A 24,011-nucleotide genomic window follows, 5' to 3' on the forward strand; every position below is an offset into this window, starting at 1 on the left:
ATGAAAATAATTCATTTATTTTCTTTTAAATAATCCCTTACAACTTGTAAATCTTCAAGAAAATCAATTTCTCTTACAAATTCACCATTAACATATACTGGGGATATTTCTAATTTTGATTTCAAGACTAAATTTTCAAAAGCTTTTTCGAAATAATCCATATTTTGAACAGTTTCAAGTTCTCTCTTTACAATTTCAACGTCTGAAGCACTAATAAAATTCACTCCTACTGATTCACCCATAGGTGCTTTCACTTCTTTTGAAAGCTCGCAAATTTTCCCATACTCATTCAATCTATATTTAATTTCTTCATCTGCAGTAGGCTCAGTATTGACCAAAAATGTGGTTTCTTTACACTGGCTAATTTTATAAGCTATTTGTTTTGTGAAAAAAATATCTCCATTGATAAAGATAACATCCTCATCTTTGATTTGATTTAGAGCAATAAGCAAGCTTTTAGAGGTATTAGTTATTGAATAATCTGGATTGTATAAATACTGTAATTGTGGATAGCGTTCCATGATGGTTTCTTTTTTGTATCCGACAACAATAATAATATCTTTTGGATCTATAACCCCAAAAAAATTATCTAGCTGAAAATCTAATATAGTCTTGGCCGGTTCAATTTCAACCATCGCTTTTGGCAAATTAAAACCCAATCGACTCCCAACACCAGCAGCTAATATTACAAGTTTCATTTATCACCACCAACTAACTCTAAATCAAAACTTTGCTCTACATATATTAGCCCGGGTACCCAATTCTGATCAGGTAAAGTTGGTACATCAAAAATAATTGCCGAATAGATACTATCCATGAATGTAGAGTGATGAAGCTTTGATTTAAGGCCCAATCCAACAACATAACCCTCGCCTGGTGCAAGTACATTGCGGAAGGTAACATTAGCAGCCATTATTTGACCAGCTTTCATTTTTGGAAGCAATTCTATTTTATTATAAGAATTAAAGCCAAAAACATCTACGCCATTTCTATTTCGAATGGTATATCCCACAGTTCCACCTTCATTAATATCTTCAATGCATTGAAAATAAATTTTTAACGATACCACGGATCCAAAAGGTACTGTATTACTCAATTTTCCATCCACATACAAATCAGCTCGAATAAATCTAACTTCTCCAGTTCCAGCACGAAAATCTTTTACTCTTTGATCGAATTCCCTATCAAATAACTCCAAATGGTTATCAGTAACTTGACTAGTAGCATCTATATCTGCTTTTTTGTTAACTAACGAATCCAAGGACATAGATTTATTTAAGACAGCGAGACGTTTATTATTATCGGTCTCATATTGCTGGGTAACAGTCCTAACATCGCCATCCATATATACACTGCCATCTTTAATGTAAATTGCACGTTTACAGAAACTACGAATAACATCCATTGTGTGAGAAACGAAAATAACGGTTTTATCCTTCATTAGTTCCTTCATTTTTGCAATCGACTTTGCTTGAAAGTACGCATCTCCTACTGAAAGTGCTTCGTCAACTATTAAAATGTCGGGATCAACGCTAACTGCTGTTGCAAACGCAAGACGAGCTATCATGCCACTTGAATACATTTTTACTGGCTGATAAATATATTCCCCAATATCGGCGAAATCGCATATCGAGTCTATGCGCGATCGAATTTCTCTCTCACTCAAACCCATTAACATACAATTATATCTGATATTTTCAAGTCCACTTCGTTCAGGATTAAATCCAGCTCCGAGTTCCAGGATTGCAGAAACACGACCAGAAATTGAAATACTGCCTTCAGTTGGTTTAATAATTCCTGTTAAAAGTTTTAACAAGGTAGATTTTCCTGCCCCATTAGAACCAATAATACCAACAGCTTCTCTTCTTCTAATATCAATTGAAATGTTATTTAATGCTTTTTTTAGATTGTGATATTTCTTATAAGTAAAAAGTTCCTTAAAACGATCATTTGGTTTTGCATACAATTTATATTCTTTACTAACATTTTTTAAAGAAATAAGTACTTCTTTATCTTCAAAGTTATTAAGTTGAACTTTTTCGAGATTATCATTTAACATTCCCATCTCTCCTTAAAATTTTACAGAACATCTGCGTATGATCCTTCGAATCGATCATAGATCTTTATTGATAGAACTAGAAGAAGAGACATACAAACAAACATAACCCAAAACATTATATTGTTATTCAGAAAATTCTGTTGATAAACAAAAGCAGATCTATAACCCTCAACGATATAATAGAGAGGGTTAATCAAAAATATCCATTTTAGCTTTGTTGGTACTATAGCCATATCCCATATTATCGGGGTTAGCCAAAACAAAAATTGAAGTGCAATTGATATAATCTGCGGAAAGTCTCTAAAAAACGGAATTACCGCCGCATTAAAATAAGAAATCGCCATTACCGTTATATAACAATAGGGTATTATAACTAGAAGCTGAATCCAATGTGCAGTTGGCCAATAACCATATGAAAATACAAGTATCATATTCAAAATAACAAACAGCACATGTACAATTGAGCTGGAAATAATCTTAATTAGTGGAATCAATTTAAGATTAAAAACAATTTTTTTAACTATATAGCTATATTCCATCAGAGAATTACTTGCTCCGGATATAACTTCAGAAAAGAACAACCACGGAACCATCCCTGACACCATCCATAATACAAATGGTACTTTATCTGGGCGTTCTCCCGCCTTTAGCCCAAATTCAAAAACAAACCAATAAATCAAAATAGTTATTAAAGGAGTAATGAATCCCCATATAACCCCAAGTACAGAACCAAGGTATTTTGACTTAAAATCACTTTTAGACATACTCCAAAGAATTCTTCTTTGGTAATAGATATCCTTAATAAATTTAATCAGCATCCCAAAACTTCTCCTCATAACTATAGTAATCGCCATAAAAATCAGAAAATTATTAATAAAAAAAGACCTCACAAACAAATGAAGCCTTTTTTTACAACCAATGGACCTCTTATATGTGTAACTACTCTTTACATTTTAGAATTTTTTTCCAGATCACTTTCCACCATCATCTTTACCAACTCTTCAAAGCCAACTTCAAGTTTCCAACCTAATTTTTCCTTGGCTTTAGAACAATCCCCCAAGAGTAGATCTACTTCTGCAGGACGGACAAATTTAGGATCAATAACAACATAATCTCTCCAATTCAACCCTACATGACTAAAGGCGATTTCAACCAATTCCTGTACCGTATGCGTCTCGCCAGTAGCAATTACAAAATCTTCAGGCTTGTCCTGCTGCAGCATCAGCCACATCGCCTTAACATAGTCACCAGCAAATCCCCAATCGCGTTTCGCGTCAAGATTGCCCATACGAAGTTCGTTTTGCAAGCCCAATTTTATTCTCGCTACAGCCGTCGTGACCTTGCGAGTAACGAACTCAATTCCGCGTCGTGGCGACTCATGATTGAACAGGATTCCTGAGCAAGCATACAAATCGTAGCTTTCCCTGTAATTCACCGTAATCCAGTGACCGTATACTTTCGCTACACCATAAGGACTACGCGGATAAAATGGTGTTGTTTCCTTCTGAGGAGTTTCTACCACTTTACCAAACATTTCGCTGCTGGACGCTTGATAAAATCTGGCTTCCGGCTTCTTGGAACGAACTGCTTCCAGCAAATTCGTAACTCCGATCCCCGTGATTTGACCAGTTAAAGATGGTTGATCCCAAGAAGTCCCTACAAACGACTGGGCAGCCAAATTGTAAACCTCATCAGGGTTGGAAATCTGAATTGCATTGACAAGCGAGCCCTGATCCAGCAGATCCCCTTCAATGAATTCAATCTCATTTTTAATATGTTCAATGTTATCCATCATCGGTGTGCTGGTTCTTCGGCGAAGGCCGTATACTTTATAGCCTTTCTCTAGAAGCAGCTCAGCCAAGTAAGAACCGTCTTGTCCTGTAATTCCCGTAATTAGCGCGTTTTTAGCCATGTTATTACCTCTCCATTCATCATCATTTATTCTGATTATAAGTACTGCTCTAATTTCTGCATACGAAGTTCCTTAAGCAGCAATTTAACTTCCTGTGCTTTATCCTTACTGCATATCAAAGTTACATCCTCTGTATCGACAATTATCAGGTCCTCAATCCCTAGTGTAGCGATTAATTTTCCGTTACTTTCAATAATGCAGCGTTTAGTGTCTAGATTCAATATATTCCCTTTAATCACATTCCCATTTTCGTCCAATTCGTTGATTCGCTCCAATGCTGTCCAACTGCCAACATCGTCCCACCCAAAGATGCATGGTATTACATAGATGTCTTTAACCTTCTCCATGATGCCGTAATCTATCGATTGGTCCGGCATCTTGGCAAATTCGGATTCGATGACTTCCGACTGTTCAGAAGTACCAAACGCAACACGCATCGTTTCTAGTATATCATGCATATCTGGCATGAGTTCTTGGATATATTTTCGTATAACCTCGGTTCTCCAAACAAAAATGCCGCTATTCCAGTAATAGTTCCCGGATCGCAAGTAGGACTCTGCCGTTGGCAGATCTGGCTTTTCAACAAACTTATTTACTTTAAGTACATCTAACTCATTGATGACTTGCTTATCATTAGTACTTTCTATATACCCATATCCCGTTTCAGGATAAGTTGGTTGAATTCCCAGTGTCACCAGGCTCTTGTTGTCCTGTGCTACCTCTACAGCTGTTTTCAATATCTTTACAAAGCCCTCTTCGTTCTCAATAATATGATCCGAGGGCAGCACAATCATGGTGCTGTCTGGAAACTTTTCTTCAATAAGAATAGACGCCAACCCGATGCAAGGAGCCGTATTTCTCCCCACCGGTTCAATAATGATATTGTCATGGGGTAAATGTGGGATTTGAGCCTTTATCAGTTCAGCATACAAGCCATTTGTTACAATAAACACCTGACTGATATCAACCAACTTTTCCAATCGAGCTATAGATTGTTGAATCATAGATTTATTCCCGGAGATGTTCAAAAACTGTTTAGGAAGATTGGTTCTGCTTTTTGGCCAAAACCGTTCTCCCTTCCCCCCGGCCATGATTACGCAAGTAATAGTCATGTTAACCTCCAAATTTCCATAAGTGGATATAATCAAGCCTTTGCTGAATCAGTTTGCCGATCGCTTCAGGAGAGTAATACTCTTTAATATATTTCTCACCTTTAACTGCAATCGTCTGATAATAGCTCTTATCATTTACTAGCTTCTTCATGTAACCAGCGGCATGTTCAACATCCGGTTCAGCCCAATTTTGATAGGCCTTATAAGGACCTTGGTCTTTTCCCACCTGGATCAATTCATAATCAACTAAACAGGAATTTTGGTGATTCATAAAATCAGTATTCGATGACCAATTCGTTCCAATCACCGGTTTTCCTAAATACATCGCCTCGGCTAATCCAAGACCAAAACCTTCGCTGCGATGTAATGACACAAAGCAATCTGTTAAGGAGAGAAGAGCGTTCACATCGTTACGACTGATGGTTTCTTTTATTAAGTATATATTTTCATAGTTTGCTATAAGTACATCTAAGGCCTCCAAGTCGTTTAAAGTGCTATTATAGCAATTCACTTTAATGACCAGCCCAACATTCATGTCGTCCGGCTGAAATGCAACTTTAAATGCTTTAATCGCAGCTTCTGGATTCTTACGATCTTGATAACTCTTCACATCATACATCGACAAAAACAAAAAGGTGTTTTCAGGCAAGCCAAAATACTCCCGGTTACGCGACTCCACAACTTTAACTTCAATAGAATGTGGAATCTTCACTACGGGAACCGGGCTTTTCATGGCTATGGAGTCTGCGACAAAGGTGGAAGGAACCCATACTTCATCTACAAGGTTAAAACTTTCAAGCCATTCATCAGGGAAGTCAGGAAGTTCCCAATGCCAGTACCCGATGTTATACCTCCCATTAAAAAGGGAGTTACCGTAATAAGCGTAGATCTCCATCATCTGTTCCGCGTTAATATGAAATAAATTGACATTGTACTCAGGTTGCAAAACTTCCTTATGAGACCAAGTGAGATCTGACATTCTCGCATTATTCGTTCCCGTAAAGTTGATAATCCCATAAGGAATATCTACAGCATTCAAATTCCTCGCTGCAATTCTACATGACTCTCCGATCCCCATCTCCGCTCTCGCATATCCCACCAAATTAACCCCTTTGGGATAATTGGAATAAATTTGCCGTGAAGATTGGTTATCAATCGGGAAAGCCTTCTTTAATAGCAATCTCTTAACCTGTTGCCTCGCACCTGGCGGTAGAAGAAATATAATTATTGGCTTAAAGAATACTGCGATTTTATACAACATCCGAAAAAACGTATTTTTGATTTTAAACACCACCAAATTGTTAACATTTAGCATAAAGATGGAAATCTAGCTCCCCATCTCGCAATATGCTAAAATAAATGTCGTATCTATTCGCAAAGGAGATAAACACGTGTCGAAACCAGTATACGGGAAAATGGCCGCAGCGTCGAGAAATCGGGAGAAGTTACCTGCGGCGCTGTTGGTGTTGATGATTGGGTTGATTTTGTTCCTGGTTTGGGCGCCGTTTCAAGCCGGGTTGTTTAACGGGCTTGTCCTAGACTTCGAGAGACCCATCTATTGGGCGGTGCTTGTGGGAAGTCTACTAATGCTAGGTTGGGTTGCCACCTATTTCAAAAGCCTCAAGCTAGAAGACCAGCGGGATTGGACGGTTTTGTTCGTTCTGCTTATTCCCATAACTTACATTATCGCACTGATTTCGGCAGCAAGCCAGTACTTTGCTTCCAATATGGTGCTGATTCAGTCGCTTTATGCCTTTATGTTTGTCATTTCATTGTATTTGCTGCAAAACCGCAAGTCGAACCTTGTCATTGAAACGACGGTAATCACCGTTGGATATATCATTGTGCTTTTTGGCCTGTTCAACTGGCTGGGACAAGGGAAAACTGTGTCGGCCATCGTTGGCTGGTTTACAGGTACGGTAGTTAACGGGCAATACACCCAAGCGATCTGGGTGGACGCGAACGGTCCACGTCTCGCTTCGGTGTTCCAATATCCGAATACGTATGCGGCGTTTTTGATGGCATTTTTCTTTGTAGCCGTCTTCGCCATTACACGTTCAAAAAGATGGTACAGCCAAGCAATCCATGCATTTATGCTTGTACCGATCGCCCTTTCGATTCTATTAACGTTATCCCGGGGCGGTTTGGTGTTTTTGCCGATCGTATTTATCATCTTACTGTTGTTCCTAAAGCCGGCCAAACAAATCCTCTGGATCGTATACTGCTTGATCGCCGGAATCGGTACGCTGGTCATTGCCAAGCCTGTCACAGAGCTGGGACAGCAATTCCATCTGGGACAGATCGGTGACCCGGCCAAGGGCTGGTTCTACGTCCTGGCAGCTTCCATCGTGCTGGCTGTCATTGCTTGCCTGATTCAACGTTTTGTTGCTCCTCGATTGGAGAACGGAACTCGCAAATGGGCAAGCAAGAAACTTGCCAGCTTGTGGCTGCCTCTCGTTTCGGTACTTGCGGTTGCTGTTTTAGCTGCGTTATTCCTCGGGACGAACCTGAAGCATATATTGCCGGGGAATATCGGGGAACGCCTGGAGAACCTTAACCTGCAGCAGCACAGCTTCCTGGAACGGATGACTTTCTATAAGGATGCAGCGAAGGTTGTCAAAGACTATCCGATTATTGGGGCCGGCGGCGGTGCCTGGGCGTCGATCTATGAAAAATACCAGAACAACCCATACACCAGCCGTCAGGCGCACAGCTTTGTGATGCAGTATCTGGTGGAGGTAGGCCTCTTAGGCTTCCTTGTGTTGATCGCATTTTTGGCTTTTATTTTCTATAAGTATATTCGTGGATATATCCAAGCAGATGAACAGAAGCAGGAGTCCTATTTCGTCTACTTCATCATCGTCCTCTCGATCCTGATGCACAGCTTGATGGACTTTAACATGAGCTATGTGTTCCTGGGTATCTTAGTATTCCTGGGGCTTGCAGGGATGGCAGCAGCGATGGACAACCAACCGGTCAAAAAGTTCACCGTTAAACCAGGAACGATGCGCGGGTTGTACAGCACGATCATGGTGGTCGCTTCCTTGATCTTGATCTTTGTATCGATCCGGAATATTCAAGCCGTCGATGCTGCGGCCAAAGGCAAAGAATTGATCGCGACCAGCACAGATTTCCAGGAGATCAAGGCTCCTTTGGATAAAGCGCTCAAGAAACGCAGCGGCCAACCCGATGCGGTGCTGTACTTAAGCTCTCTGTTGCAAGCCGGGTTTGATCAAACGAAAGACGAAGCATTCTACAATCAGGAGCAGGCGCTCCTTACGAATGCGCTGAAAAAAGAACCTTTCAATAAGGACATGTATAAACAATTGATTAAGCTATACCAGTCCAAAGGCGAATACGACAAGGCTTATGAGGTTTACCGCGATAACGCGAATCGTTATGCATATGATATGAGTTGGTACGAAACCCTGATCGTTCAATCCTATGAGCTTGGATATCAAAAGCTTGGTGAGCAGGATATCGCTCAGAAGGAGCAATATTTCCAAACCGGGTTAGCTGCCTATCAGCATGTTGTCGATGGTGTAGAGCACCTGAAGACGTTGCCTAAGGGGCAAATGCAGGGGAATCCGTTTGAGATTACGCAGCCAATGGTCTTAAATGCCGGTAAAATGCAATTTATGATGAATGAACCGGCCAAGGCGGCGGAAATCTTCAAAGTTGGAATTAAGGATGATTTGTCCGATAGTACAAACCGCGAAATTGCCCGTTGGTACCTAGCTGCTTTGCAGAAGACAGGAGCTACCGACCAAGCGGTGTACGACCGATTGCTGAAGGTTGATCCATCCGAAAAGGCATCGATTGAGCAGTTAGCTAACTTAACATTTTAATGCAGTAGACGAAAAACCGGTCCCTCCTTAAGGAGAGGCCGGCTTTATTTAGTTTAAGCTATCCAAGATAATCTCTGACATATATTTAATTAACTCATCGCGAAGCTCCGGATTTTCGAGGGCGTAGTGGATCGAAGTCTTGATGAAGCCCAACTTCTCGCCGACATCGTGGCGGGTGCCTTCGAAGTGGTAGGCCAATACTCGTTCAGTTTCGCCGAGCCGCGAAATGGCGTCGGTTAATTGGATTTCACCGTTAACTCCAATGCGCTGGTTGTCCAGGATGTCAAAAATCGCGGGTGTTAAAATATAACGTCCCATAATCGCCAGATTGGATGGGGCTTGGCCAACCTCTGGCTTTTCCACCAGTTGCTTCGCCTCGTAGACGCGATCCCGAACCGCCACCGGATCAACGATCCCGTAACGAGATACCTCATCCCAGCTCACCGGTTGAACCCCTACGATGGAAGCCTGATGTTCACTATATACATCGATCATCTGCTTCAGGCAAGGGACTTCCGACTCCACAATATCATCGCCAAGCAATACCGCGAAGGGCTCGTCACCGACGAACTTGCGCGCACACCAAATGGCATGTCCAAGACCTTTTGGTTCCTTCTGACGAATGTAATGAATATCCGCCATTTCCGATGATTTGCGGACCTCTTCAAGCAATTGGTACTTGCCCTTCTCGTTAAGGTTATACTCTAGTTCAAATGAAGCGTCAAAGTGGTCCTCAATCGCCCGTTTCCCTTTACCGGTTACAATAATAATATCCTCGATCCCCGAAGCCACGGCTTCCTCTACAATATATTGAATCGTCGGCTTATCGACGATGGGCAGCATTTCTTTGGGCATGGCTTTCGTGGCAGGCAGGAAACGCGTTCCCAGCCCGGCCGCGGGAATGATGGCTTTGCGGATTTTCATGAAATTGTGACTCCCTCGTTCTTAAATGATCTATCTAGTATCATTATATCATACTCCAAGTTGACGGTTAGCAAAAAAGACCCGGGGATTCCCCCGAGCCCGACTTAAGGCACAAGATATTTTATTTCTTAGAAACAGAACGAAATTAATGAGTCCAAAATCTCCGCCATGTGAAGCGCTGAGGAAGCTCTTCCTCGTTTCGGATCCGATTCCCCGGTTCCGGCGTGTGCAGGAAACGTTCCGTGCCGAACTCGATTTTGCGGTATTCTTGTTCGCCGTCAATTTCCAATTGTCCGTGTACACGAGTCACGACTGACTGCATCTCGAGGAAACCTTCAAACATCACCTTCACCCTCCTAAAGGTTTGTGAAAACTACGGCACAAGCGAGATTTAGACGGGGTTCAACTTACAATCGTCTAGTTTTTCAACGCGATCTGAACATCGCTAAAACCCGCTCTACAACTCGCTTGTTTACGCTTTCATTATAGCATATCGACAAGATTTTTATAAGCGATAAAGAAGGGTTATCGCCTCTTTGAACAGCGAATTCACAAACGTTCCACAAGTTGTATTTGATAGGAAAACAGATGTCTTTGCAGGGTGTTTTTCTTCAAGATTCTGGAATTTTTAGGATTGACTTTTTGTGTCACAAAATATTATATTTATTGTGTGGCACAGAAAGTGAGGTGGGTAAACTGAGCCCACGAACAGGGCGGCCAAAAGCGGAAAGTCCCAAGAAATACATTATCAAGGCACGTTTTGATGAAGAAACTTATAACGCCTTAATCGCTTACTGTGACAAGCATCAACTTACCGTCACCGAGGCGATACGGCTGGGGATCAAGAAGCTTTTGTCCGAACAAAAGTAAAGGGAAGCGGCGCAATCTCGCAAAAGAACCCGCCACTTCCCCCCAGAGGCAACCCTCCAAAGGAAGGCCGCATAAATATGCTACCATGTGCTGCCCTCCCTTTCAAGGCGCTGCCTCTCTATCAATAAGGAGGATGCGTATGAGTAGTCTGATTGAAGAGCTTTATACCGGGCATATTTTGCCGGACGAAATGATTGTCTCCCGAGATCCGAAGTATCGTCCTCTATGCCGGCAAATCTCGGAGCTTACGGAATCATGGCGTAAGAAGCTGACCGAAGAAGAATTTAGCGAACTGGAATACCTGATGGATCTGCAGGCACAAGCTAACGACATGCATTCGATGGCAGTGTTTAAATACGGTTTCAGGCTTGGCGCCTCCCTCCTCACGGAAGTACTCACCGGTACAGATGAGCTTGTCCGACATCCTCTCACCCCTTAGATCTCGCAAACCTTGGATGGCAGGAGCGAGTCGGGGTGATTTGCGTTGAGGCGGTTGGTTCGTGTCGGCTTGCTTGGTTCCGTTTGGCGTCTAGTGGAAAATGTCCTGAATACGAGCAATGTTAGGCTTCTCTGCGAAAAATGTTCGCAAACGTGTATATTTTATTTTGATTGTGATACAATGAAAGTAACGATTAAGGAGCCGTGCTTGGGGCACGGCCCCGGGCAACAGCCGCTTTTAAGGGCGGTAGGCTGTGTAAGAATGGGCACAAATAGACCGATTCCTTTGCCGAGGGCGGTCTATTTGTGTTTATGGAAGGGAGCCCCCTACGGTATAGCTACCGCGAACCATGGGGCTCCCTTCGTTTTTTATTTTACCAACTGTCCGCGCGTGACGCCGAGTTGGTTGGTCGCTTTGAGGGTTTTCCATACCTGGGTGCCGCTGATTTCTCCGCGTAACGCTTTGTTGTAGAGGTCGATGACCTCATGCACCTGCTCCGGCGTTTCTTCGAGGAACTCAACACGGTATTTGGACACGCCCAGCTCGAGAAAATGGTTCAGATACTCTGCGCCCGACTGTTCGATGGCGTTGTACACCGTGTTGCGGCAGCCTTCGTCCACGCGGACGGGGTGGGACATGCCGATCCGGTCCTGCAGGGAAGCGCGGTGTTTTTCACACGGGCGGCCGCAGTTGGTGTAGTCCGTTCCTTCACTGAGGAAGGTGCAGTACACGCAATGCTCGGTATGGAACATCGGCAGATGCTGATGGATCACGATCTCCATGTCGGCCGTGGGGCTGACCCGGAGCAGATCGACCATCTGCTGGATGTTCAAGTCGTAGGACGGCGTCACCACGTCGCAGCCGACCTCCAGGAACAGCTCGGCCGTCAGGTGGTTGGCGATGTTCAGCGAAAAATCGCCGATCAACCGCGGATGCACGGCCGACGGGTTCTCTTGCCGGTGGCGCAGGTAGTAATACAGCGCCCCGGTGTTGCGCACCAGCACTGCGTCGGGCTGGAGGCGCAGGATGTTGTTGTGGTAGCCGTTTTCGCCCGGCATGTGGATGCGCGGCGTCGCCAGCGCGATTCTAGCTCCGGCTGCGCGAACGGCTTCAACTGCTGCCGGGAATTGCTTGATAAACTCGAAGTCGGCGTAGACGAACGATACGCCGGCTTCCAAGGCAGCCTGCACCTGCGGCAGGCTGCGGCACAGCGCGGCGAGCTGCGCTTCGCCGTGCTTCACCGGCGCCGCGGGCCCGCGGCCCTGCGCCTGCTGCGGTTGCCCCGCAACCGCAGCGGCTGCCGCCGCCGGCGCCAGCGGCGCCATCGACGCCCCGCCCACGGCTGGGGCGTCCAACACCCCCGCCGCCCGTGTGCGCGTCCACACGGGCGGCTTCGGCCGCTCGGCGGCGAGCAGCTCCACCGCCCGCCGGCGGATGCTGTTCAGCTCTCGAATCGGCAGGATGACGTCGCCATACAGCTCCGCATCCAGCTTCTCGAGCTGAAACACCGTGCCGCCGAGACGCCCGAACTGCTCTTCGAGCAGAGCGGCGTCCATCGGCCGTTTTTGCGCGACCTCGAGCTCCAGCTCCGAGTCGACTTGCACCGTCGTTCCCTTCTGTACATCCGTCCAGAAGGTATTCAGCAGCCCGCCGGCGTGGCCCACCGCCCGCACATGCACCGGGAAGACGCGGTACGGCTTCTCGGTCTCGTACGTCTGGCGCAGCCGCTTGTCGAGCGCCGGGTCGTTCGTCTTCCAGATGCGATCCCCGACGTGCACGCGGCGCAAATCCACGTCATTACGTCCCGGCACGATATCGACGATCCAACCCTCTCCGGCTTCGCCTTCCTGCTTTACGCCTTGACGGCGCAGGTCGTAGACGCGGCCGCCTTCTTCTTTTTGCGTCGGATCCCCGGCATCAAACACAATCCCGTCCCCGCGCTTCAGCGGCGCCTCCAGCTTGCAGACGACGCCGTCGCGCAGCACCTTCTCTACGCGGCCCAGGTACACGCCCCGGCTTTTCGGGAACGTCCCGTCGACCAGCTTCTTATTGTTCGTCCCCTCCAGGAAGCCATGCGTAAAGCCGCGCGAAAAGCTCTGCTGCAGCTCACGGATCTCCTCCTTTGACGGACGCGTATCGTCCCCGTCAAAATAACGGTCAATCGCCTTCCGATATTTGCTCACCACGTTGGCAACGTACTCCGGACTTTTCAGCCGTCCTTCGATCTTAAAGGAGGTCACGCCCGCCTCAATCAGCTCCGGCATGATGTCGATCGCCGCCAAATCCTTTGGCGACAACAGGTAGGCGACATCGCCCATCGGCTTCTGCTCCCCATCGACGATCAGGTCGTACGGCAACCGGCACGCCTGCGCGCATTCGCCGCGGTTGGCCGAGCGCCCGCCCCACATTTCTGACGTCAGACATTGGCCAGAGTAAGACACGCATAGTGCCCCGTGCACGAACACCTCCATCGGCAGCTTCGCCTGTTCCCCGATGACTTTGATTTGCTTGAGGTTATTTTCCCGGCCGAGCACGACGCGCTCCAAATTCCACGGCTTCACGAACTCCACCGCTTCCGGCGAAGTGATCGTCATCTGCGTCGAGCCATGAATCGGAAAATCCGGCGACAACTCGCGGATCAGCTTCACCAACCCGAGGTCCTGCACAATAACCGCATCCACCCCCGCGTTGATGCACGCCTCAACCAACTCTTGCGCATCCCGCAGCTCGTCCTCGAACACAAGAATATTGAAGGTCAGGAACCCCTTCACCCCATAGCTATGCAAAAAAGCCATAATCTCCGGCAGCTCGTCCATCCGGAAATTGTTCGCCCGCGCCCGGGCATTAAACTTCTCTACGCCAAAAAAGATCGCGTCCGCTCCGTTCGCCACCGCCGCCCGCATGCAATCCCAATCGCCGGCCGGCGCCAGCAGCTCCACATCCTGCCGCGTTAACGTCGTCTTGCTCATGTATGTCCTCCCAATCCGGCCGCAGCCGGCGTCTATTCTACTTGATTGCAAAAATTCAAATTTAAGCGAATTATCAACTTATATATTCTAGCAGACATTGCCCGTGCACTCTAGCTTTTCCATCCATTCGCAAGGAAAAACATGGGGCCAGCCCTCAGAGCCCTTATTGCCCTTCTCACGCCTTTTTTACACCATTATCCCTTTCGTTCAGAAAGGGGGATCAAGAGAGGGGGCGAAATGAGGTAGCCTTGTCCGCGCAACCTATTCTTTTTTTCAAGTATTCTCTGTCCCCAAGCTCTGACGCAACGGGATAATCATCAAAGAGAGCCCCAAACACACCTATCCTATCCGAGCCAAGCCCACCCTCCACCACGAAATCCCCTGTCAACATAAAAAAAGAAGCCAACAGAAGCACCAGCTCCCATTGACCTCTTGTATACTTAACCGTTTCACTTCGCCCGCGACGCATGAATGATTTCTGCCGCCTGGCGGATAATTTCATCCAATGACGCTTCATCTGTGGCATCGTACTCATCAATGTTCAGCCGCAGCACCGGGCAGGCATCAAACTCCTCGATCCATTTTGCGTACCGTTCATGCATATGCTCCCAATAGGAGACGTCCGTCTGGATCTCCATTTCCCGACCCCGCAGCCGGATCCGATTCAGGATGGACGATAGATTCCCTTCCAGGTAAATAAGCACGTCCGGATGTGGAAAATACGGCGTCATCACCATCGCCTCAAACAAGCTGGTGTACGTCTCGTAATCTGTCTTGGACATCGTGCCTTGATCGGCATGCATTTTGGCGAAAATCCCGGTGTCCTCGTAAATCGAACGGTCCTGAACAAACCCGCCGCCCGCTTCAACGATTGCCTTCTGCTCTTTAAACCGCTCCGCCAGAAAATAAATCTGCAGATGAAAGCTCCAGCGCTCGAAATCCTGATAGAACTTCTCCAGATACGGATTGTTATCGACCTTCTCCATCGAAGTGCGAAAGCCAAGCCGGGCAGCCAGCGCAGTGGTCAACGTGGATTTACCAACGCCGACGGTACCTGCTACCGTGATTAAGGCGTCTTTAGGGATGTGCAATTCATGACTCATCTTTTATAAGTGCTCCTTTATCTTCGCAACGATCTGCTCAAAATGCTCCGGATGCTCCACAAAATCCAGCATATTGCCATCAATCGTAATCACGACCGTCTCCGGTTCACGCGTTTGAATCTGCGTAATCGCCGTTTCATAATCCTCGATCAACCGCTCCAGATAGCCGGGATCGATGTCCTGCTCAAAGCTGCGGCCGCGTTTTTCGATTCTTTTTAACAAGGTCGCCAATTCCGCCCGGATATACACAATCACATTGGGTTTAGGCAGATCGTCGGTCAGCAGATGATAAATCTGCCGATACTTCTCCCGTTTGTCCCCTTGCAGCGTCCGCTGGGCAAAAATCCAGTTTTTATAAATATGATAGTCCGACACGACCGGCAACCCCCGGGACACATAGTTTTTCACCGTATCCTCCAATTGCTTATACCGGTTGCACAAAAAGAACATTTCCAGCTGAAACGCCCATTCCTCGATATTTTGATAAAACTTGTCCAGGAACGGATTCTCCTCCACGATCTCCTTCAACAGCGGAAAATCAAACCGCTCAGCGAGCATCGTGGCCAGCGTGGTTTTTCCGGCTCCGATGGCGCCTTCCACGGCGATAAACGGGCATGGCTTCTTCACTTGAGGGTCCTCCCACATCTCACTTGCCTGAAAAATAGACTAGAATATTGTATCACAGAATTCAGGCAAACGGCTTTTTCATTTTAAGTAGGCTAGTAGAAGAGAGGTGATAAATGATTTGGAGAAAAAGGTACTTATGGTTTGAGCTTACAGGAAATTTTGAAGTTATGTCGAATTACTGTATGGATGAACCTATAGGAGGTAAGCCGATGAGAAGAAGAGGAATCGTTCGAGCACTGGATGAACTCGGGCGTATCGTATTGCCGATTGAATGGAGAAGGGTATTAGACATCGAGGAAAAGGATCCGATGGAGTTTTTCATTGACCCCGATTCTCGATGGATCATGATTCGTAAATATCAATCTCAAGCCTGCATGTTCTGCCAGACCCTGGATAACCTGCTCTATTATCATGAAAAATTTATTTGTCCCTCTTGCATCCAGGAGCTTCGTCTTCAGGCTACCCTGGAACTCAGTTCACCACCTGCCTCGCCGGGAACAGAGGAGGTTGCGGTAACCGCATCCGCAGAAAATAGGGGGCCGGGTCGTCCCACCAAGGATATCGCTGCAAGTAAACGAGGTCGAAAACGCGGTAAAGCCTACGAACGGCTATTGGAAGCCATGCGCACCCACCCCAACTCCACACAGAGCGAATGGGCCAGAAGGATAGGCATTTCCCAGAGTCGGGTGAGTCAACTACTCCAGGAATTAAGACAATCCGATCCAGCTATGAAAACGATGAAAAAGGATGGCCAAACCTAAAAAGCTCCTCCCTCTAGGGAAAGGAGCCATTAGTCCGAATACAATTAATGCGTCACGAGCGGCCTGAAATCATCCCGACTCGACAGATCCGCATGGTAAAACGCCACATCCCCATCCTTCAGCGTGAAGCGCCGACCGTAAGGGTCTACAACGCTCCGTGCAAATCCTTCCATGCCAGTCCACTGGTTCATCAGCGGCGCGCGGATATATTGAAGATATGGCTTCTCCGTCTCCCCGTTTCGCACCGTCTCGATGTTGAAGTTCACCACGATATACCCTTTTTTCAAAAAGATCTCCGACCGATCCGTCAACCCGCCATGCGTCCGTCCATACTCCGCTACGTTCGTCCCCGCCGGGACGGCGTAAAGCTCAGCTGGTAGGCTATATTCGCCATACCATCGTTGCACTGCGGCATTAACCCGAGCTGGATCAACGCCCGCAGGAATTCCCGTCTTCGGACCGATCAGCGTGCGGACGCCCTCCGGTAACCGCAGCAGGCTAAAGCTGCCGACGGGTGTTTTTTGCATCGACTGCTTCTGGATAAACCGCTGCACGAACTGGCTGCGACCAATCCCGGCTATCTGGTCAAACGTGTAGTCGTGATCGTATTTGTAAAGCGCTGTATCCGTCAACTCTTCCATCGGCACATTCCGCAGACGATCATTCAGAATCACGTAGCGCTGCACCTGATCCAGGGCTGACCCAATCCGAACGTAACTCCTGTTCCCGGTATGGTAATACAGATCGACGGGCTGACGCTTCCCGCTTACGGCGTCGATGAAATCAAACGAGGGGGTAATCACGATTTGATCTAAAGGCCCGAACATATTCCCTTTCGTTTTCAGATCAAACTTGAAGTGGTATCCCGTTTTGATGACCGCGTTTTTGTACAGCGGATGGCTTCCGGGGCGGATCGGCAGCGTATACTGCGGCGTATTACCTCTTGGCGCCCCATCAATTCCGTTGAGCCCAACCCAGTAAACGGCCCCTGTGGGCACCGGACTTCCCGGAGCCGTCCGAAACACACTTTCCCAGTTGTAATCGGCGATATCCGTCACGTTAAGATCGAACACCCGCCCAATCACGTCAACCGGCACCGTGCCATAAGCGATATGATGGGTGAGGTTCAAGTTGGCGTTCGTCTGCTCCGTCGCTCCGGCCGGCGCATTATGCGCGATGGTGCGGAACTCCACGGTATAGAACCCTTCATCCACCCAAACGGGCAGGTAGAAGTCAAACTGCTCCCGAGCCTTGTCGACTTCAATCCAGGTATTTTTGGGATAAAATCTCGCTTTCGCCCCCTCATAGACATCAAACGGGAAGCGAACCTGCTTGCTGCCGATATACTTCAAATAGTCCCGGTTGCCATACCCCAGGTAATTGGCATGCTGGCCGCTGTTTGGCATCGTGACGGTAAACGGCCGGTCCAAAATCACCGCCGAACGCCCCGCCGCCGGCGTCGTCTTCTGATTGTGCGCTTTGTCGTCGGAGACGCCGGGGTACATCACTACAGGTGTATGTACGGTCACACTGTTGATCCCGTAAATAGGATAGCTTTTGTCGGAGCCGCCATTAATGTTGCCGCTCATCAGCCCGTAATAGATCGTGCCAGCGCTAGGTTGGTCCGCCTTATTCGTCTTGCTGGTGGGGATCACATGACCTGGACTGTACAGCACGTTTTCGTTGATCTGCGGCGCTGCTGGGATCTGACCCGGCCGTGCTCCCGATCGGCTCGTTTCAGCACCATTCATAATGGTGTTTCCGTTGAATATCAGGGTGTCATTCTTCACTTTCACATCTTCTACGGCACTCTCAGCAAAAGAACTCAAATCCTCCCCGCTTGGATCAGGTCTCTCCTCCCCTCCTGACATACTGCCCGGCGGTGCTTCTACCGGATTTTCCGGATCCGGTGGCGTAAACCCATGTGAAAGGTCCGTTGAATATGTCGGTGGCGTGTACCCTGAAGGCTGTATCCGAATGCCATTGCCTTCAAAAGCGTAATTTAGCAAAGCGGCCTCGTTAATTTGATACACTTCCAGGTTATCGATCACCCAAAAAGAGTATGGACGTTCAATCGTGTACGATTTCGTCACGGTTTCCGTGTCCGTTTGCGGATCCGGCTCCTTATAGGTTGTGCCATCCGGCCCTTCCACCTCTTTGCCTGGATCCCACGTTAACGTATACTCACGATTAACCGTAATCTCAAAGGTACATTTCCCGGCCATCTCAACGAATTTATTTTTCGATAAGTAGCTTTTGGCAAAGACATTCCCATAAAGACTTTCGGAAGTCGGAATCCCATCCAACACATTAAATCGCTCAGCCCCCCGACTATCTGCTTTAATAACTGCGCTTACTGCAGGATCATTTAAGGGAACATCAATGACATTGCCGCTTGGGGCTGGCTGCGTGCATTGGCCGCCAGGGGGAGGGTCTGTAGGATTCGGCGTGCCTCCCCCACCGGTTCCTACGGTTATTGTGGCTGATCCGTATAACCAGTAAGGTCCTTTTTTCCATTGGGCTGTGATTTTCGCCGTACCGGCAGATTTTGCTGTTACTTTCCCTCTTGAATCAACTGTTGCTACAGCCTGATTATCGGAAGACCAAGTTGTCTCAGAAGCCAATGTCACATCGTACCAGTTATCGATCCAATTCGTCATATTATACTCCTGTGTGGATACCTCGGCCTTCATGTCCTTCGTCTGCCCCACCTGCAATGTGGCATTTTCCAATACCCGCATCCTTTTCTTCTCCAGTACATATCCCTTGTAATTTACAAACATAGGAATATAGTACTCCGCCATAAACTTATCTGCCCCATCCGCTCGGGTTGCGTATTTATATTTATCAGAATAATCTAATGGGTATCCTGTAGAAACTTTAATTGTAGCGGTCGTACTTCCAGCGTGAAATACAGGTTTAGAGCCGATGGGCTCATAACTATTTGATTCTCTCCATTCCATATCTTCAATTTCCAAATCCTTTATGTACGTTTTCGAAAATGTATTTTTTAAGCTATCCTCCATTAAATCAGGAGCGTATGCTCCCATGTTCAACTCGAAATCCGTACGTTTCTTTAAAGGTACCGCAGATTGACCACTACTATGAGTTCCAGTCTCAACTCGTGTTCCATTATCAAAAGTAGCAGTCCAAATGTCAGTATCAGTTTGTACCCAAACAATTTTGGGTCTAGCCACGTCACTTCCCTTCACTAACACTTTTATCTGCTGCATTTGTGCAGGTCCATTGGGAGTTATTTCAATGTTATCCGAAGGATAACCATTTAAGAATGCTGCTTTTGATCGATTAGGAAATGTGGAGAGTATAAGTAAAAATATAAGTAAAATGGCTAAGCACCTCTTCAATATTCAGCCACTCCTATTATTTATTACTCAGAGACGCATACGAACCATCATCTGTTTTTATACTATCTCTTAATTCACGAGATGAATCTAAAAAAACCTCAACCCATAATGTAATCCCATTAGGGTTGTTATGCTCTTTAAAAAATTTTTTTGACTCGATATGAGGTAAAGTTTGATACCCGTATTTATCCATAATACTTTGATTAAGAATTCTACTCCCAGCGACAATGCCGTCTCGAACACCGTTCATGTAGTGTCCTACGCTAAAATCCTGAGCTTTCGGGTAAATTGTAATATGAATGAATGCTCGATATACCCCAGGTTCGTCAAGCCTACTATTATAATCCGATTCATCTACAAACAAAGGAGCATAAATGCTGTCGATATTCTTGAAGTCTTCCGTATCAACAACGATATAATGATGCAGCTTCAGACTACCTGCATTATTCCGAAACGTGAGCGTTTTTTCCACAACATCATTTAACGAAGTATTGCCTGTTGTGAAGGGGCTGATCGTCTCCAGATTCGTACGTTCCGTGCCCACTTGTCTCAGTTCCTTCAGTCCTAGAAAACTCCCCGCTTCTCTATTACTTACCTGCTCGTAATTTTGCAGAATGATGGCTGTCTCCGCGCGAGTCGCTTTCTTATCCAACCCAAAGGAGCCGTCCGGATACCCGCTCATCAGCTTTGTCCCTAACGCGACGGCAACGTACGAAGATTTCGACTGTGGAATCCCCGGTTTAAAATATTCTCTCACCGGGATTACCGTTGTCTTGGTGTCCTCCAACGCTTGCTTAAAGTCATCATTGTTGGCTGCCAGTCCCGACGTCATCCACTTGGCCATTTCAAAGCGGGTGATCGGCGTATTCGGCTGAAACCCGTTCGGATAGTCGCTCGGCTGAATAAAACCAAGGGATACCGCACGTTCGACCTCCGCTTCACTCCAGTGTCCCGATAAATCCGAAAACGAATGCCCCGTCACCTCTGACTCCTCAGCTTTAGCTACCCGCGCCAATAAGGCCGCAAATTCAGCTCGAGTTACTGTTCCATTCGGCTTGAAGTTTCCATCTGCATAGCCTTTGAAATATCCCTTGGCCACGGCTGAATCAATCGCCACTTTAGCCCAGTGCCCCTGCTTAACGTCTGGGAACCCGCCAGCAGCATGAAGGTGAGGCTCACCCGGTATCAAGCTGATCACCAACAATCCAACCAGCCACACCATCAGCATCTTTTTCACTTTCATCACTCCCACGCCTAATTTTTTAGATTTCATGCAAAGGAAAAATATGTATCTTCACTTATTCGCTACCATTCGCTGTATACCTCCTTTGTTCTTGCTTTTCTGATAAAATCATCCATTTGTTGCAAATAAAAAAACACACCTCGCCATCCAAAAGATGTCAAGGTGTGCTTCACCTGGCCTTATTATAATCCAGATCCTGTAAAATGAAAAGACACCTTACTCCTTTATCAAGAATAAAGTGCCTTGGCTTATTTCACATAATGAAATATGTATCGCTCGCCTTGGCTTAGCTAAACCAGGTCTTAATCATGATCGCATCCGATGCCAAAAAGACCAGCAAGCTGATAATCCCGAAAGCGATCGCGAACAGGTTCTTCTTCGGACGCTCTCTCAACAGGCGGATCACGCCAATAAAAATCACAATCGTAAACAAAATCATAAAAATATCGAACCCGTTAAAATTCGTTGTTTTTGCTGTTTCTTCCGCTGCCTGGAGCAACATCGCGAAACCTCCTCTTGAAATCCACGAAATCACAACTCTTCTTCTATGTTATCTTCCCTCTGGTTCGGATGCAAGAGGAAAGACAAGATTTTGTCAAAGTTTTCGCTGAATTTACGTGTTTGTTGCCGGATTCAAGCTTTATTTTATGCAGGATATCATTGACAAATACATTATCACCAGATCTTTAGTTGTTCATAAGGAAGTTTTATGCCCGAAAGCCCCCTTACTTTATTTACGCTCTCAGGCTTCTATGGTACCATGAAAAATAACCTTATTCATAGTTTTATTGTCGGAATTAATGAACGGGATCCATTGAGGATTCTTTACCCAAACGTAACATAGGGAGGTTATCGCATGGCTTATGAACCGATATGGACCAAAGAGCCGGAGAAATTAAACAAATTCGAGTTCGTCAAATTGGAAAAAGACGGGCTGGACGTCATCCGCACGATTATTGAGGAGTACGCGGTGAAAGGCTACAACTCGATTCCAGCTGACGATATGGATCGTTTCAAATGGGCCGGCGTATATCAGCAAAAACCAAAGGATGGTCACTTCATGATGCGCGTGCGCATCAATACCGGTATTATGACCACGAAGCAAGCACGTGCGCTGGCGGAAATTTCTCGCTTGTACGGCCGCAACCTGGTGGACGTGACGACACGTCAAGCCATTCAATTCCACTGGCTGCGGGTGGAGAACTTGCCGGATATTTTCGAGCGTCTAGATAAGGTTGGTCTGTATTCGTTTGAAGCCTGCGGTGACTGCCCGCGTACCATCGTAGGGAATCCGCTCGCCGGGATCGACAAGGATGAATTAATCGATACGACGGAGATCGTGGAGGAAGTGAACCGATTCTTTCTGCTAAACCGTGACTTCTCCAACCTGCCGAGAAAATATAAAATGTCGATCTCCGCAAACATCTACAATAATGCGCAAGCGGAAATCAACGATTTAGCCTTTACACCAGCGGTCAAGGTGATCGACGGAAAAGAGACCATCGGGTTCCATGTCATGGTAGGCGGCGGTTTATCCGCGAAGCCGCATTTAGCGAAACCGCTGGATATTTTCGTCAGACCGGAGGAAGTGCTGAAGGTTGCGATTGGAGTCACCACGATTTTCCGCGATTACGGCTACCGGGAGAAACGCCACCACGCTCGCCTGAAATTCCTCGTCGCCGACTGGGGACCGGAGAAATTTAAAGAGAAGCTGATCGAGCTGGTTGGTGAGCTGGAGTCGCGCGGGGAAGATAAAACCGTCGGCTGGCAAGCTGCCTATTTCGACGGGGTGCACCCGCAGAAACAGGAAGGCCTCAATTATATCGGCCTTAATGTACCGGTTGGCCGGTTAAACGCCGATGAACTGGAGCAACTGGCCGATGTAGCTGACCAATACGGCGAAGGCAAAATCCGCACCACAATGTCGCAAAATATTTTGATCAGCGGCATTCCGGACGACAAGGTGGAAGAAGCGCTCAAAGCGCCAGTTCTTCAGCGGTTAACTCCGTTTCCGAAGCATTTTATGAGCCGGACCGTTTCCTGCACAGGCAATGAATTTTGCAACTTGGCCATCGTTGAAACGAAACGCCGTGCCGCTGAAGTTGCAGAATACCTGGACCAGCATGTCGAACTGGACGAGAAGGTTCGCATCCACTTTATCGGTTGCCCGAATGCCTGCGGCCATAAGCATATTGCCGATATCGGCTTGCAGGGCTCTCTGATCAAGACGCCGGAAGGTATGGTGGATGCATTTGATATTGCCGTAGGCGGTACATTAGGCGGTGGAGCAAACGGGCCGCATGCCCAGTTTAACCAAGCGCTTAAAGGCCGCGTCAAAGGCGACCAAGTGGCATATGTTCTCGAGCAGTTGCTATTATTCTATAAAACGAATCGCAATGCCTCCGAATCCTTCCATGATTTCGTTCGGCGCGTCGGAGTTCCGGCATTCCAAGAACAGCTGAACCAAATTTTAGCTGCGGGAATCGCCTCTTAAGTAGAGATGCTTGAGCATCTTCACTCGACATCTATTGAACTAGACTGGTACCCTATGGGGGCCGGTCTAGTTCTTTCTTTTGGCCCTTTTTGCACGATTATCCCTTTCGTTCAGAGTGTGGATCAAGCGAGACTGGGAGTGCCGTGTGAAAAGGGCATGCCTTACTTTCTGTATCTCATTTCCACGATCTGATGCAACGGGATAATCCTCAAAAAGAGGGGGCCAAGAGGGGATCGGACAGCTATATTGTCCTCGTTTATCGATCAAGCCAAAAAAGGAGCAACC

18 protein-coding genes are annotated in these 24,011 nt (G+C 46.8%); 4 read left to right on the forward strand and 14 right to left on the reverse strand.

What is annotated here, in order from left to right; translation table 11 throughout:
* Positions 1-11: 11 nt before the first annotated feature.
* The 6 genes from U9M73_RS15130 to U9M73_RS15155 all read right to left on the reverse strand — a co-directional run bounded on the left by U9M73_RS15130 (position 12) and on the right by U9M73_RS15155 (position 6,182).
* The gene (locus tag U9M73_RS15130; RefSeq protein WP_323077894.1) at positions 12-698 is read right to left on the reverse strand and encodes a phosphocholine cytidylyltransferase family protein; all 687 of its coding nucleotides are present in this window, start codon (positions 696-698) and stop codon (positions 12-14) included.
* Positions 695-2,059 carry an ABC transporter ATP-binding protein gene (locus U9M73_RS15135; protein WP_323077895.1) on the reverse strand — a complete coding sequence of 455 codons (1,365 nt, stop codon included), beginning with the start codon at positions 2,057-2,059 and terminating at the stop codon, positions 695-697. The genes U9M73_RS15130 and U9M73_RS15135 overlap by 4 nt, the downstream gene beginning before the upstream one ends.
* Before the next feature lie 20 nt (positions 2,060-2,079).
* Positions 2,080-2,877, reverse strand: coding sequence for an ABC transporter permease (locus U9M73_RS15140; protein ID WP_323077896.1), 798 nt, complete (start codon positions 2,875-2,877; stop codon positions 2,080-2,082).
* Positions 2,878-3,005: 128 nt separating this feature from the next.
* Positions 3,006-3,971 carry a GDP-mannose 4,6-dehydratase gene (gmd, locus tag U9M73_RS15145; protein ID WP_323077897.1) on the reverse strand — a complete coding sequence of 322 codons (966 nt, stop codon included), beginning with the start codon at positions 3,969-3,971 and terminating at the stop codon, positions 3,006-3,008.
* A gap of 35 nt (positions 3,972-4,006) precedes the next feature.
* Positions 4,007-5,083, reverse strand: a complete 1,077-nt coding sequence (locus tag U9M73_RS15150) for a mannose-1-phosphate guanylyltransferase (protein ID WP_323077898.1) — start codon at positions 5,081-5,083, stop codon at positions 4,007-4,009.
* 1 nt (position 5,084) lies between these two features.
* Complete coding sequence (locus tag U9M73_RS15155) at positions 5,085-6,182, reverse strand: glycosyltransferase family 4 protein (protein WP_323077899.1); 1,098 nt, start codon at positions 6,180-6,182, stop codon at positions 5,085-5,087.
* Positions 6,183-6,474: 292 nt separating this feature from the next.
* Between U9M73_RS15155 and U9M73_RS15160 the strand changes: the two genes are divergently transcribed.
* The gene (locus U9M73_RS15160; protein WP_323077900.1) at positions 6,475-8,931 is read left to right on the forward strand and encodes an O-antigen ligase family protein; all 2,457 of its coding nucleotides are present in this window, start codon (positions 6,475-6,477) and stop codon (positions 8,929-8,931) included.
* A gap of 48 nt (positions 8,932-8,979) precedes the next feature.
* Here the strand turns inward: U9M73_RS15160 and galU are convergent, their stop codons facing one another.
* Both galU and U9M73_RS15170 read right to left on the reverse strand, forming a co-directional pair.
* Entirely contained in the window at positions 8,980-9,855 is an 876-nt protein-coding gene (galU, locus tag U9M73_RS15165) for a UTP--glucose-1-phosphate uridylyltransferase GalU (protein WP_323077901.1), read from the reverse strand.
* 145 nt (positions 9,856-10,000) lie between these two features.
* Positions 10,001-10,198 carry a hypothetical protein gene (locus tag U9M73_RS15170; protein ID WP_036645370.1) on the reverse strand — a complete coding sequence of 66 codons (198 nt, stop codon included), beginning with the start codon at positions 10,196-10,198 and terminating at the stop codon, positions 10,001-10,003.
* 666 nt (positions 10,199-10,864) lie between these two features.
* Here U9M73_RS15170 and U9M73_RS15175 point away from each other — a divergent pair.
* Positions 10,865-11,164 carry a DUF6809 family protein gene (locus U9M73_RS15175; protein ID WP_323077902.1) on the forward strand — a complete coding sequence of 100 codons (300 nt, stop codon included), beginning with the start codon at positions 10,865-10,867 and terminating at the stop codon, positions 11,162-11,164.
* A 368-nt stretch (positions 11,165-11,532) separates the two neighbouring features.
* Here the strand turns inward: U9M73_RS15175 and U9M73_RS15180 are convergent, their stop codons facing one another.
* From U9M73_RS15180 to U9M73_RS15190, 3 genes are all read right to left on the reverse strand, one after another.
* Positions 11,533-14,133 (reverse strand): U32 family peptidase, encoded by a 2,601-nt coding sequence (locus U9M73_RS15180; protein WP_323077903.1) that lies wholly within the window; start codon positions 14,131-14,133, stop codon positions 11,533-11,535.
* 449 nt (positions 14,134-14,582) lie between these two features.
* Complete coding sequence (locus U9M73_RS15185; RefSeq protein WP_009225404.1) at positions 14,583-15,236, reverse strand: deoxynucleoside kinase; 654 nt, start codon at positions 15,234-15,236, stop codon at positions 14,583-14,585.
* A gap of 3 nt (positions 15,237-15,239) precedes the next feature.
* Positions 15,240-15,863, reverse strand: a complete 624-nt coding sequence (locus tag U9M73_RS15190) for a deoxynucleoside kinase (RefSeq protein ID WP_407673933.1) — start codon at positions 15,861-15,863, stop codon at positions 15,240-15,242.
* 209 nt (positions 15,864-16,072) lie between these two features.
* Here U9M73_RS15190 and U9M73_RS15195 point away from each other — a divergent pair, with 209 nt between their 5' ends.
* The gene (locus U9M73_RS15195; RefSeq protein WP_050769765.1) at positions 16,073-16,624 is read left to right on the forward strand and encodes an AbrB/MazE/SpoVT family DNA-binding domain-containing protein; all 552 of its coding nucleotides are present in this window, start codon (positions 16,073-16,075) and stop codon (positions 16,622-16,624) included.
* Between the two features lie 44 nt (positions 16,625-16,668).
* Here U9M73_RS15195 and U9M73_RS15200 read toward each other — a convergent pair whose 3' ends face one another.
* The 3 genes from U9M73_RS15200 to U9M73_RS15210 form a co-directional block, all read right to left on the reverse strand.
* Positions 16,669-19,365, reverse strand: a complete 2,697-nt coding sequence (locus tag U9M73_RS15200) for a DUF5704 domain-containing protein (protein WP_323077905.1) — start codon at positions 19,363-19,365, stop codon at positions 16,669-16,671.
* 640 nt (positions 19,366-20,005) lie between these two features.
* Entirely contained in the window at positions 20,006-21,217 is a 1,212-nt protein-coding gene (locus U9M73_RS15205; protein WP_232282302.1) for an S-layer homology domain-containing protein, read from the reverse strand.
* Between the two features lie 301 nt (positions 21,218-21,518).
* Positions 21,519-21,734 carry a DUF2759 family protein gene (locus U9M73_RS15210; protein WP_016314089.1) on the reverse strand — a complete coding sequence of 72 codons (216 nt, stop codon included), beginning with the start codon at positions 21,732-21,734 and terminating at the stop codon, positions 21,519-21,521.
* A 354-nt stretch (positions 21,735-22,088) separates the two neighbouring features.
* Between U9M73_RS15210 and U9M73_RS15215 the strand changes: the two genes are divergently transcribed.
* Positions 22,089-23,726, forward strand: a complete 1,638-nt coding sequence (locus U9M73_RS15215; RefSeq protein WP_323077906.1) for a nitrite/sulfite reductase — start codon at positions 22,089-22,091, stop codon at positions 23,724-23,726.
* The last annotated feature ends 285 nt before the right edge of the window (positions 23,727-24,011 follow it).

Origin of the sequence: Paenibacillus phoenicis, from assembly GCF_034718895.1 — a bacterium.
GTDB classification, from domain to species: Bacteria; Bacillota; Bacilli; order Paenibacillales; family Paenibacillaceae; genus Fontibacillus; species Fontibacillus phoenicis.